Origin of the sequence: Mesorhizobium sp. M7A.F.Ca.CA.004.04.2.1 (assembly GCF_004022825.1) — a bacterium.
In the GTDB taxonomy this organism is placed as follows: domain Bacteria; phylum Pseudomonadota; class Alphaproteobacteria; order Rhizobiales; family Rhizobiaceae; genus Mesorhizobium.
This window is the reverse complement of the sequence record NZ_RZPH01000056.1, coordinates 1-12,449: the sequence shown is the minus strand read 5'-3', so window position 1 is coordinate 12,449 and position 12,449 is coordinate 1. Positions and strand designations below refer to the sequence as shown.

Annotated in this window: 10 protein-coding genes and 2 pseudogenes; 7 read left to right on the top strand and 5 right to left on the bottom strand. The window is 62.9% G+C overall.

Translation table 11 applies throughout. The annotated features are described in order from the left end of the window. From EN893_RS04645 to EN893_RS04630, 4 genes and pseudogenes are all read left to right on the top strand, one after another. Positions 1–208: pseudogene (locus EN893_RS04645) on the top strand (dihydroxy-acid dehydratase); the annotation flags it as partial. 205 nt (positions 209–413) lie between these two features. Beyond that, the gene (locus EN893_RS04640; protein WP_127267013.1) at positions 414–1,232 is read left to right on the top strand and encodes a chromate resistance protein ChrB domain-containing protein; all 819 of its coding nucleotides are present in this window, start codon (positions 414–416) and stop codon (positions 1,230–1,232) included. Then, positions 1,229–2,617 carry a chromate transporter gene (gene chrA / locus EN893_RS04635; RefSeq protein ID WP_127273111.1) on the top strand — a complete coding sequence of 463 codons (1,389 nt, stop codon included), beginning with the start codon at positions 1,229–1,231 and terminating at the stop codon, positions 2,615–2,617. The genes EN893_RS04640 and chrA overlap by 4 nt, the downstream gene beginning before the upstream one ends. Before the next feature lie 64 nt (positions 2,618–2,681). Further along, positions 2,682–3,080 (top strand): hypothetical protein, encoded by a 399-nt coding sequence (locus EN893_RS04630; RefSeq protein ID WP_127271376.1) that lies wholly within the window; start codon positions 2,682–2,684, stop codon positions 3,078–3,080. A gap of 45 nt (positions 3,081–3,125) precedes the next feature. Here the strand turns inward: EN893_RS04630 and EN893_RS04625 are convergent, their stop codons facing one another. From EN893_RS04625 to EN893_RS04615, 3 genes are all read right to left on the bottom strand, one after another. Further along, positions 3,126–4,355 (bottom strand): aromatic ring-hydroxylating dioxygenase subunit alpha, encoded by a 1,230-nt coding sequence (locus EN893_RS04625; RefSeq protein WP_127271385.1) that lies wholly within the window; start codon positions 4,353–4,355, stop codon positions 3,126–3,128. A 173-nt stretch (positions 4,356–4,528) separates the two neighbouring features. Beyond that, positions 4,529–6,118 (bottom strand): trimethylamine methyltransferase family protein, encoded by a 1,590-nt coding sequence (locus EN893_RS04620; RefSeq protein WP_127271378.1) that lies wholly within the window; start codon positions 6,116–6,118, stop codon positions 4,529–4,531. Positions 6,119–6,307: 189 nt separating this feature from the next. Beyond that, complete coding sequence (locus EN893_RS04615; RefSeq protein ID WP_128361425.1) at positions 6,308–7,801, bottom strand: PLP-dependent aminotransferase family protein; 1,494 nt, start codon at positions 7,799–7,801, stop codon at positions 6,308–6,310. A 357-nt stretch (positions 7,802–8,158) separates the two neighbouring features. Between EN893_RS04615 and pgi the strand changes: the two genes are divergently transcribed. Both pgi and EN893_RS04605 read left to right on the top strand, forming a co-directional pair. Next, a complete protein-coding gene (pgi, locus tag EN893_RS04610; RefSeq protein ID WP_127271380.1) occupies positions 8,159–9,802 on the top strand; it encodes a glucose-6-phosphate isomerase in 1,644 nt (547 codons plus the stop codon). 5 nt (positions 9,803–9,807) lie between these two features. Then, entirely contained in the window at positions 9,808–10,530 is a 723-nt protein-coding gene (locus tag EN893_RS04605; RefSeq protein ID WP_127267316.1) for an HAD family hydrolase, read from the top strand. A gap of 115 nt (positions 10,531–10,645) precedes the next feature. Here the strand turns inward: EN893_RS04605 and EN893_RS04600 are convergent, their stop codons facing one another. Next, positions 10,646–11,005 (bottom strand): helix-turn-helix domain-containing protein, encoded by a 360-nt coding sequence (locus EN893_RS04600; protein ID WP_127267317.1) that lies wholly within the window; start codon positions 11,003–11,005, stop codon positions 10,646–10,648. 114 nt (positions 11,006–11,119) lie between these two features. On the opposite strand from EN893_RS04600, the gene EN893_RS04595 reads away from it, so the two are divergent. Next, on the top strand, positions 11,120–11,998 hold the full coding sequence (locus EN893_RS04595) for an NAD(P)H-binding protein (RefSeq protein WP_127267318.1): 879 nt from the start codon (positions 11,120–11,122) through the stop codon (positions 11,996–11,998). Between the two features lie 261 nt (positions 11,999–12,259). Here the strand turns inward: EN893_RS04595 and EN893_RS04590 are convergent. Then, positions 12,260–12,449, bottom strand: a pseudogene (locus EN893_RS04590) (methyltransferase); the annotation flags it as partial.

Here is a 12,449-nt window from a genome sequence, read left to right as displayed (position 1 = left end):
CGACATCCTCGTCACCGACGACGAGATCACCCGGCGCCGCGCCGAGTTGCAGAACAATGGCGGCTTCCACTATCCCAAGCACCAGACACCCTGGCAGGAGATCCAGCGCGGCATGGTCGCGCAGTTCTCGGAGGGGATGGTGCTGAAGCCGGCGGTGAAATACCAGGATGTCGCGCACACCAGCGGTGTCCCCAGAGACAATCATTGATACTGAATCGACGGATGGCGGCTTGATCAAATCAGGCCGCCATCGGTTTTCCGGTTATCCTGGCCGGGTAGGTCGAGAACGGTCACCGTCCTTGACAAGCGCGCCCAACAAATCCACCATCATGACAAGGGGTGCATCGCGACGACCCCGTGAGGCGTCAGCCCAACGTTCGCGTCCAAGCTTCTCTTTTCAGGAGGTGGACGCCATGCCGTCAACAACCGCTATCACCGTACCGCAATTGTCCCGGCTCATAGGTCTGCCGGGTGCACCTGTCATCATCGATGTTCGCATCGAAGAAGATTTCGAAGCCGATCCGCGCCTGTTGCCGGCCTCGTGCCGGCGCGATTTCAAAACCGTTTCGACCTGGGCGGCCGAGTTTGCCGACAAGCCGGTGGCCGTCGTCTGTCAGAAGGGGCAAAAGCTCTCGCAAGGCGTCGTCGCATGGATGCGCCATGAGGGGATATCAGCCGAATCCCTTGAAGGCGGCTTTGAGGCCTGGCGCGATGCCGGGGGGCTTCTGGTCCGCACCGCCAAGTTGCCGCCACGCAATGAAAAGGGCGCCACCGTCTGGGTGACGCGATCCCGCCCGAAGGTCGACCGCATCGCTTGCCCATGGCTGATCCGGCGTTTCCTCGACCCCGACGCGGTGTTCCTGTTTGTCGAACCCGCTGAAGTATTGGCTGTTGCCGACCGCTTTCAGGCCGTGCCGTTCGACATCGACAATGTGTTCTGGAGCCATCGCGGCGAACGCTGCACCTTCGACACGATGATCGAGGAGTTCGGGTTGGAATCCGGGGCGCTCGATCGCCTGGCGTTGATCGTGCGCGCGGCCGACACCGCAAGCCTCGACCTGGTGCCCCAGGCGGCCGGTTTTCTGGCTGCCTCGCTCGGTCTGTCGCGTATGTACCGCGACGATTTGGAACAACTGGAAGCAGGCATGCTGCTCTACGACGCGTTCTTCCGCTGGTGTCGCGACGCCACCGAAGAAACGCACAACTGGCCCGCTGCAGGTAAACCATCATGACCATTCTTGTCCCCGACAATAAGGCGGTGACCGTCGAGCCGCCGGCTGCGCCGACCTTCGCGGAAGCCACGAAGGTCTGGGCGAAAATCGGATTGCTCAGCTTTGGCGGTCCGGCCGGGCAGATCGCGCTGATGCACAAGGAACTGGTCGAGGAGCGGCGCTGGATCGGGGAACGGCGTTTCCTGCATGCGTTGAATTACTGCATGCTGCTGCCTGGCCCGGAAGCCCAGCAACTCGCCATCTACATCGGTTGGCTGCTGCACAGGACGGCCGGTGGCCTTGTTGCCGGCATCCTGTTCGTCGTGCCGGGCGCGCTCGTCATGCTCGCCTTGAGCAGCCTGTACGTCCTCTATGGCGACATGCCGCTCGTCGCGGCGCTGTTTTTCGGGGTGAAGGCGGCGGTGCTCGCCATTGTCATCGAGGCGGTGATCCGGATCGGGCGACGCGCCCTCAAGAACCGGGTCATGGTGTCGATCGCGGTCGCGGCGTTCATTGCCATCTATGCGTTGAATGTGCCGTTTCCGCTCATCGTCCTTCTCGCCGGCCTGACGGGATGGCTGGGGGACCGCGTTGCTCCCGGCCTGTTTTCCGGCTCGGCCCATGGCAAAGACGGTGTTGCCGACTCCAAGGGAGCGGTCGACCTGATGTTCGAGCGTGGCGAACTGGCCCATGTCAAACCTACCAAATGGCACGCGCCGCGCACCCTCGCCATCTGGCTGCCGATCTGGCTCGGGCCTGTTCTTTTGATCTGGTGGTTCACCGGCTCCGCAAGCGTCTGGACCGAGATAGGCCGGTTCTTCAGCCTGATGGCTGTCGTCACCTTCGGTGGCGCCTACGCGGTGCTCGCCTATGTCGCGCAGGCAGCCGTCCAGTCCTTCGGCTGGCTGGCGCCGGGTGAAATGGTGGACGGTCTTGGACTTGCAGAAACGACGCCAGGACCGCTCATCCTGGTGCTGCAGTTCGTCGGCTTCATCGCCGCGTTCCGCCATTCCGGCTCGCTCGACCCGTTGCTTGCCGGATCGCTGGGGGCGCTGCTCACCTTGTGGGTGACGTTCACGCCCTGCTTTTTCTGGATATTCCTCGGGGCGCCCTACATCGAGGCCTTGCGCGGCAACAAGGCATTGTCGGCCGCACTGGGCGCGATCACCGCCGCAATTGTCGGGGTGATCATGAATCTGGCCCTATGGTTTGCTTTGCATGTCATCTTCCGTGAGGTGCACGCGACGGGGCTTGGCATGAACGTGCCGGTGCTTTCGTCCATCGACTGGCGTGCGGCCTTGCTATCCGTGGCCGCGATGGTCGCCATCCTGAAGCTGAAAGTCGGCATGCTGCCGACACTCGCGCTATCCGCCCTTGCAGGGGTCTTGCTGGCGGCGGCTGGTTAGACAGCACCGCCTTTGTAATCCGCTTGCCCACCACCTAAGTGGGCTGGAAACGGAAGGAAACATCATGGCCGGACGGCGCTCTTCCCTCGGCTTCCTCGGAATGTTCGGCCGTTCGGGCGACTTGAGGCAGCTCGACGATGCATTGCGCGGCGCCGATCTGCATCCAGCCCTTGTGCCGGAGGGCGTGAAGCTTACCATCGTCAACCTGATGAAGGATCGCTGGCCCGACGAGCCGCCGCCGGGCACCTATGCGTCGGTGGCACAATTATGCAGCTATTGCATCGCGGGTCCGGAAACCTTCGAGCAAGCCAATGGCCATGATCGGACGCTGGAAGCCGAGCGTCGCATCGAGGCGGCGCTTGAAACCGGCGACAGCCTCGACGCGCAGATCGTGCTGATGACGCTGCATGCCAAGCTCATCAACGCTGAAGTCGTCGACCGATACGGGCTCAGCGCGGAATGACGCGAAAGGCAAGATCTGCTTGATCCCCCGCGGCAGCCGAGCCGATCAGGCCCGGCTGATCTCCTCGAGATACCAGCCGATGTAGCGCAGTTCGTTGTATTCCATCGGCGCGATCGGTCCGGGCACGAAATAGTGCGAGCGCACGCCGCGCGCGGTGTGCTCGATGATCTTCTTGTCCTCTTCGGTGGTGACCTTCCACAGCCAGGTCAGCTTCTCCAGATCGTAGTCCTGGCCCTCGACCGCGTCGCCGCGCACCAGCCAGATCAGCTCCATCTCACAGGTACCAGCTGTTTTCGGGATGAAACGATAGATCATGCCGTGATCGGGATAACAGACGAGAAAGGTCGTACCGCCAAGATGGATCGATGTCACGCCACCATCATAGTCGGTGAAACGGCCCATCAGCGGCGCGACCGGCGAGCCGTCCTTGCTGCCGCTGGAAACGCCGTCATAGAGCGCATAGCGGAAAGTGTGGATCGCCTCCTGTCCGGCGGCCGAGTTCTGCCAGCGGTTGGCGCTGCCGATCTCGATGCCGAGCGCGCAGGTGCGTTGCTCCATCGCGGCATTGAGCTGCTCGATCATCTCGGCCGGTTTTTCCAGCGCATGCGTCTGCGAATATTCCGGATGCGCCGGCCCGCAATGGTAACATTCGACATAGTTCTCGACGGCGAGCTTCCAGTTGGCGTCGAGCGGATAGGACTGACGATACGCCACCTTGGCGTCGCCCCAGCCATATTGGCCGCAGCTCGTGCGCAGCGACTGTTCGATCGGATCGAAATCGAGCGGCGTCTCGGCGAAGGAAATGAAGACCAGCCCGGAAGCGACGCGGACATGAAGCTTCTTCAGCCCGTGCGCCGAGCGGTCGAAATCCTTTGGCATCAGGCGCGCGGCACGCAAGGATCCGTCATTGGAATAGGCCCATGCGTGGTAGGGGCACACGAACATCTTCGCATTGCCCTTCTCCTTGGTGCAGACCTCGGCACCACGGTGGCGGCAGACATTGAGCATGGCATGCACGGTGCCATCCATGCCGCGTGTCAGGATGACCGCCTCGTCGCCCAGCTTGAACAGCTCGAAATCGCCGGGGTTCGGGATAACGCTGGCATGCGCCAGGCAATGCCAGTGGCGGCGAAAGACACGTTCCATGTCGCGCTCGAAGATCGCCGGATCATGATAGAAGGCACGCACCAGGCCGTGACCTGGCCGATGAGATGCCACCAGCCGATCGATCGCGTCGCCGTCGGTGGGTGCTTGCTGGATAGGATGCACACTCATTTGTCGTTCTGCCCGATGGTTGGTCCCGGAGCAATTCCAGGAAAAGTGTGAAGCGGTTTTCTGTTCGGAATTGCGTCAAACGAAGAGCGCAATTCCAGGAAAAGTGTGAAGCGGTTTTCCGTTCTGAATTGGTTCCGGGTGGTGGCTGTATGGCTGCACGAACTCGTCTCCGGTCAGGCGCCCATTTGCGTGCGCGGCAGGTGGATCAGGTTGCCGAAGCGGGCACGCAATCTGTCGTCGACCTGTTTTGGCACGTGGCGCGGAAATCGCTCGGCAAGAATGCGTTTCTTCTCGGTGATCGCACGCAGCAATATATCAGGCCGGCCTTTTTCGTTCCATTCCTTCGGCGAGGAACGATCGCCGAGGGCGGGATAGAAGTGCTCGGTCTGCATCAGCTTGAGCGTTTGTTCGTTGTCGAGATAGTGGCCCGGACCCTTGAGGCAGACCTCGGCGATGCTGTCGATCGACAGGGCCTCGTCAGTCACGTCGATGCCACGCGCGCAGCCCAGGCAATGACCGAGCATGTCGTTGTCGATGACCAGGCTTTCCAGGCAGAAGCCGAGCAGCGAGGCATGCATGCCGGCCGCCTCGTAGACGAGGTTGAGGCCGGAGAGGCCGGCCATCACATTGGTGATGCCCTTTTCGTAGCCGGACTGAATATCGGGCAATTTCGAATCCGTCATGCCGGCGGCGGAGCCACCGGGCAGGTCGTAGAATTGCGCCATCTGGGCACAGGCCGCCGTTGCTACCGACTGCTCGGCCGACCCGCCCGCCATGGCGCCGGTGCGCAGGTCCGACATGAACGGCCATGCGCCGAAGATCGCCGGATGGCCGGGCTTGAGCGCGTTGACATAGACCAGGCCGGCCAGCACTTCGGCCACTGCTTGCACGACGGCGCCGGCCATCGCCGCGGGTGCCGTGGTGCCGGACTGGCCGGTCGACAGCAGCAGGATCGGGATGCCGCCTTCGACGCAGGCCTCAAGCACGCCGCAGGCATCCTCGGCGAACTTCATTGGCGGCACGACGAATGAGTTGGAGTTGGAAACGAACGGCCGGGCACGGAAATTCTCCTCGCCGCCGGCGATGGCGTACAGCATTTCAAGCGCAGGCTTCACGTTCTCACGCACGGTGAAGGATGTTCCGACGTGCTTCGATGTTCCCATCACACAGGCATAAAGCGTGTTGAAATCCATCTCGAGCGGATCGGCGATGTCGCGCGCCACCATCGGCCGCTGGAAGAAATGGATGTTGTCCAGCCCGTCGACGATGCGGGCGGCATCATAAATATCCTGCAGCTTGGACTCGCGGTACTCGCGCTTCTCCAGATCCACTAGGTGCACGGCGATGCCTGCCGTGCCGTAGTGCACGCGCTTGCCCTGGACCACCATGTCGTGCCTGGGGTCCTGGCCATGAAGCGTGAAATGTCGTGCCGCTCGCTTGATGGTGTCGAGCACGAGCGCGCGCGGAAAGCGGACCCGGCCATCGTCGCCGTGGACCGCCCCCACCTTGGTCAGCACCTTTATGCAGGAAGGAATGGCGTTGGCGAAACCCACTGTCTCCAAAAGCGTCAGCACGCCCTCGTGGATACGCTCGCGGTCATCCCCGCGCAGCGGCCCGTAGCCGCCGCCCTCGATGGCCTTGTGCTGTGGTCTGGTATCCTCCACCAGGGGAGATGATCGCATGGCATGTCCTGTTTCGCGAAGACCGGAGCGCTGCGGACGACGGTTCGCCGGCGTGTCCTGCTGTTCGACAGCCACTGGCATGGAAGCACTCCACCTTCGTCGGCAGGAACTCGTGGCGGTTGATCCACCATCGGCCTGCTTCTTCCCCTGACGCCGACTATGCCGCTGGCACTGGCCCATCCTATGGGCCAGCTGGCCCAGTTCCATGTGCCAGAGCTAAAATACCGGAGCCGCTGCGAACGGCTCCGGTCACGAGAGATCGACGATGGATCAGGCGGCCGCGGGTCTGCGTCCGGCGGCCGTGGCCAGTTCGCGAATGCCTGGCTCGATGTGCTGCAGTGCGATCGACGAGATGCCCAGCCGCATGAAACGCGAAGGCTTTTCAGTGCGATCGAAGAAACGGTCGCCTGGCTCGATGATGACGCTGCGCGAGGCGGCTGCCTCGGCCAGCCCGCGCGAATCGGTGCCGCGCGGCCCTTCGAGCCACAGCGACGTGCCGCCGGCCGAATCGGTCGAACGCCATTCCGGCAGGAAGGCGGAAATCGCATGGACCAGCCGCTTGCGCCGCTCGTCGAAGGCTGAAGACAGCCGCCGCACCAGCGCCTCGTGGTGGCCGAGCGACAGGAATAGCGCTACGGCGCGCTGATTGTTGGCCGGCGGGTGACGCAGCATGAAGCGGCGCAGCGCCCTGAGCTCCGCGATCAGTCCGGCGGACGCCACGATGTAGCCGAGCCGCAGGCCCGGAGCCAGCGTCTTGGACATCGAGCCGACATAGACGACGCGGCCGGAGCGATCGAGGCTCTTCAGCGCTTGCTGCGGTGCCTCGTCGAGAAGCTGGCTGTCATAGCCGTCCTCGATGATGATCTGGTTGTAGCGGTTGGCGCGCGCCAGAAGATCCTGCCGCCGCTCCGCCGACAACGGCACCATGGTCGGGCAATGATGGCTTGGCGTGACGAAGACGAACCCGGAATCGTTGGCAATAGAAGTAGTTACGATGCCGGACTGGTCGACCGGCACCGGCTGTATCTCAGCGCCCGCAAGGCGGAAGATCGAGCGGGCGTCGGGATAGCCTGGGTCTTCCATCGCCACCTTGGAGCCTTTGGACATCAGCAGCGTCGCCAGCATGTAGAGCGCGTTCTGAGCGCCCAGCGTGACGATGATCTCGTCCGGATTGGCGAAGATGCCGCGCCGGGGCAGGAGCCGCGCCTGGATCTGCTCGATCAGCAGCGGATCGTCACGGTCGACCATGTCGGACGCCCAGTTACGGATTTCCAGCACGGCAAGCGCCATGCGGTTGCACTCGCGCCACTCGGCGGTCGGGAACAGCGCCGGGTCGAACTGCCCGTAGACGAAGGGATAGGACGACTTGATCCAGTTCTCGTGCTTGGCCGGCGGCGGCATGTCGCTGGCGGCGATCTTGCGGCGTGCCTTCCAGTCGATCTCGTTGGCCTGGTCGGGCGCCTTCTGGTGCGGCTTGGCCGGTGGCGCCAGCACATCGGGATTGACGAAATGTCCACGCCGCTCGCGCGCCACCAGGAAACCCTGGTCGACGAGCTGCTGGAACGCCAGCACCACGGTTCCGCGAGCCACGCCAAGTTTTTCGGCCAGGATCCGGCAGGAAGGAAGCGGCATCGAAGCGGCGATCTGGCGGTCGAGAATGGCGGCTACGATGGCTTGGCGGATCTGCGCCTGCAGGGTTTGGCCGGATTCAGCCGAAATCCGGAACAGGCCGGACCATATCGCCGTGTCGTTTCGCTGTGGCATGGGAGATTTCCTCGATGGCCAGCCTTTTTCGCTTGGCTGGACCAGCCGAACGTAACCGTGGCACAAGGGGTTGCGCCAATCAATTTTTCTGATCGTTGGGATTTATGCCAGTGATCCTTCACGTCCTTTTGATGCCGCGTTGCGCCATCCTGGGGTGACGCGGCGCCTCATCCCGGCGATGACACCGTACGTGACGTCTGCGTCATCGCCGCGTGACGTCTGCGTCATCGCTGGGGTGACGGTGTGCGTCATCGCTGCGCATTGAAACGGGTGGAGTTCGGCCCGATAGATTGTCGCGACGACACGCGCCGGAAACATCCGGTCCGTAATGATGGCTCGAGGTCTCGGAGTTTGGCAGTGGATCAATCGTCCTTTCAAAAACAGCTCGCCGCCTTGCGTGACCACCGCGCGGCGGCGCCCGCCAGCATGCGCCAGGCCTTCGCCGCCGATCCCAAGCGGTTCGTGGAATTCTCCGTCACCGACGGCGATCTGCTGCTCGACTGGTCGAAATGCGCGGTCGACGCGACCACCATGGAGCTGCTGGAAAAGCTCGCCCAGGCCGCCGATCTCGAAGGCCGCCGCGCCGCTATGTTCGCCGGCAAGAAGATCAACGTCACCGAGGACCGTGCCGTGCTGCACACGGCGCTGCGCAACCTGACCGGCAAGGGCGTCACCGTCGATGGCCAGGACGTCAAGGCTGACGTCATCGCCGTGCTCGACGCCATGGGCGCCTTTGCCGATGCCGTGCGCTCGGGCAAGGCGGCCGGCGCCACCGGCAAGAAGATCACCGACATCGTCAACATCGGCATCGGCGGTTCCGATCTCGGCCCGGCCATGGCGACGCTGGCGCTGGCGCCCTATCATGACGGGCCGCGCGCCCACTACGTCTCCAACATCGATGGCGCCCATATCCACGACACGCTGAAGGGCCTCTCCGCCGAAACCACGCTTTTCATCATCGCTTCCAAGACCTTCACCACCGTCGAAACGATGACCAATGCCGAAACCGCTCGGAAATGGGTGCAAGAAGCACTGGGTAAGGAAGCGGTCGGCAAGCATTTCGCCGCCGTCTCCACCGCGCTCGACCTGGTGGCCCGGTTCGGCATCGCGCCGGATCGCGTCTTCGGCTTCTGGGATTGGGTCGGCGGCCGCTATTCGCTGTGGGGCGCCATCGGCCTGCCGGTGATGATTGCTGTCGGTCCGCGGAATTTTCGCGCCTTCCTCGATGGCGCGCACGAGATGGACGAGCATTTCCGCACCGCGCCGGTGCAGGAGAACCTGCCGGCGCTGCTTGGACTGGTTGGCTGGTGGCATCGCGTCATCTGCGGCTACCCGGCGCGCGCCGTCATCCCGTATGACCAGCGCCTGTCCAGGCTGCCGGCCTATCTGCAGCAGCTCGACATGGAATCGAACGGCAAGAGCGTCACCCTCGAAGGCACAGAGGTGACGACGCCGACCGGACCGCTGGTCTGGGGCGAGCCCGGCACCAACGGCCAGCATGCCTTCTTCCAGCTGCTGCACCAGGGCACCGATTTCATCCCGGTCGAGTTCCTCGCCGCGGCGGTCGGCCACGAGCCGGAACTCAAACATCAGCACGATCTGCTGCTCGCCAACTGCCTGGCGCAGTCGGAAGCGCTGATGAAGGGCCGCACGCTGGACGAAGCCCGCGCCCAGATGCTGGCCAAGGGCATGAAGCCGGCCGAGGTCGACAAGATAGCGCCGCACCGCGTCTTCTCGGGCAACCGGCCCTCGCTGACCATCCTCTACCGCAAACTCGACCCACGCACCTTCGGCCGGCTGATCGCGCTCTACGAGCACCGCGTCTTCGTCGAGGGCACGCTGTTCGACATCAACTCCTTCGACCAGTGGGGCGTCGAGCTCGGCAAGGAACTGGCCACCGGCCTTCTGCCTGTCGTGGAGGGCAAGGAAAGTGCCGCCAAGCGGGATGCATCGACCGCTGGCCTTGTGGGATTCATCCACCATTTGCGTGGCTCGGAGTGAAAAGTTTGGCAGACATCAAGGGAATATTGTTCGACAAGGACGGCACGCTTGTCGACTTCAACGCCACCTGGCTCGGCGTTGCCGACTTCATGGCCATGGATGCGTCCGAGGGCGATCGCTGGAAAGCCGACAGGCTGCTGGCCGCCGCCGGCTTCGATTTCGCCAACAAACGCTTCAAGCCCGACTCGATCTTTGCGTCCGGCACCAATCTCGACGTCGTCGAATTGTGGTTTCCGCGCCTGTCCAACGAGGACCAGATGCTTGCGGTTGCCCGCTTCAACGAGATCACCTCTGTGCAGGGCTCGGCGATGGCCGTGGCGCTGCCGGGCATCGTCGACACGTTGACGGCCTTGCACAGGAAATCCTACCGGCTTGGCGTCGCCACCAATGATTCGACCAGCGGAGCGGAAAAGACGCTGGTGACGCTCGGCGTCGCCCAATTGTTCGACGCGGCCTATGGCTACGACGCGGTGGCCAATCCGAAGCCGGCGCCCGACACCATCCTGGCTTTCAGCGACCTCACCGGCCTCAGGCCGGCGGAGATCGCCATGGTCGGCGACAACAGGCACGACCTCGAAATGGCGCGTGCCGGCGGCTGCGGGCTGGCAGTCGGCGTGCTCTCCGGCACCGGCACCCGCGAATCGCTGGCCGGCATTGCCGATGTGGTCCTGGATTCGGTCGCCGACCTGCCGGATTTTCTCTCGGCGCGGGTCAAGGAGACGATCTGACGGCGGAGGCCGGGCAAATCAACTTGGGCTTTCCCGCCCACGGCTGAGATTGGTGGAAAGGAGACGGGCTGTTCCCTCAAAGGCGGACCTTGGTCCACCGCCAGATTTGGGACCGCTACGCACCTGCAGAAGGGCGCGATCGATTTTGCACGATCAGGGCTACCTCGGACGTATGATGAGTTCCCCATTCGCACAAGGGCGCGAGTACTCCGGCCAGGCTTTGACCAAAGTCGGTTAGTTCATACTCGACGTGCGGCGGCACCGTCTGAAAGTCAATGCGACGAATAACGCCATCATCCGTCAGTTCTTTCAGGTGCTGGATCAGCATTTTCTCGCTCACGTTGGTAACGAGCCTGCGGAGTTGACCGGTGCGTTTGGGCCCGCTGGCCAGATGATAGACGACAAGCGGCTTCCACTTGCCTCCAAGGATGGCAAGAACCGCTTCCAGGCCGCATTGGAAATTTGTCTCGGTCACGTCGATCTCCGAATTTTGGCACTTACCAAATAGTCGGTACTGGTTTGCAGGTCTGTTCTGACTTACCTGGATCGGACGACGGTGTCGATGTGCAAAAGCCCAAAGGAAATCACCATGGCCAAGATCCTCGTAACCGGCGCAACCGGCAATATCGGCCGAAAAACTCTCCAACATCTCCTGAAGCGGTTGCCCGCCAGCGATCTCGTCGGCCTGGCCCGCGATCCCGCCAAGGCGGCCGATCTGGCGGCCGATAGGATTGAGATCCGCCAAGGCGACTATCTCGACTATGACGGACTGGTGCGCGCGTTCGAGGGCATTGATAAGCTAATGCTCGTATCCGCCACGGCCTTTACCGATCGCAATACCCAGCACCAAAATGCCATTAGCGCAGCTCGGCAGGCGGGCGTTAAGCGCATCGTCTATATGCCGATCATCCACGAAGCAGGATCCGCCTTCACCTTGTCGGATATCACCGAGCAGGATCTGTTCGTCGAGGAAAAACTGAAGGCGTCCGGCCTAGCCTACACGCTCGTCCGTCATCCGCCCTTTATCGAGAGCATCCCATTCTACATCGGCGGAAACGCCCTGGAGACCGGGGTTCACGTGCCGGCTGGTGCGGGCAAGGCGGGCTATGCCAGCCGTGACGACCTAGCAGAGGCGCATGCCATTGTGCTGAGCCAAGACGGCCATGAATACAAGACATACTCGCTGTATGGCGATCCCGCCGTGTCCTTCGCGGATGTCGCACAGATCCTGTCGGATGTCAGCGGCAAGCGAGTGCCGTTTGTTTCCGGCTCGGATCACGATTACATCGCCCACTTAGTGGCGGCGGGTCTGCCCGAGCAGGCCGCCCGCTTCGCGCTTGTGTGGGTGCAAGGCATCAACGCCGGAGAATGGGGCGGCACGGCGGGGGATCTCGAGAAACTCTTGGGCCGCAAGCCGATGACAGCGGCCGAGTTCTTGCGGGCCAACCATGCGGCACTCCAAGCTTGAGACGGGGACCTTGAAGAACTGAGCGTTAGACAACGCAACATCGACATTGCCGGGGTGATGGCAGCAACGCGCCATCCCGCCGTTTTGCGACTCGCCGAGCCACCCTACGACGCCCGAATAACGCGCCTTGGATCATACCCCAATTTTGCGCCGCCGAATGTCAGCTCTGTATGGCTGCCTTCTGGCAGTCGTACTCACCTGACAAAGGTCCGGAACGAGGTCGAACCCGGCCATTCCGAGTGACTGGGATTGATCTCAGCGTCAGCGCTCTTCCGCCTCAAACGAAAAGACACCGCTCGGCTTGGTCGCAGCACCCTTCGCGTCGCCGAAATCCGGCACCTGGTATTCGGCGAGCAACCGCAGTCGGGACAGCGGCAGATCGTTGCGACGGGGATCGCCGACCAGCACGTCGATGCCGGCTGCCAGGCAGCGATCGAGGAACGGGGTGATG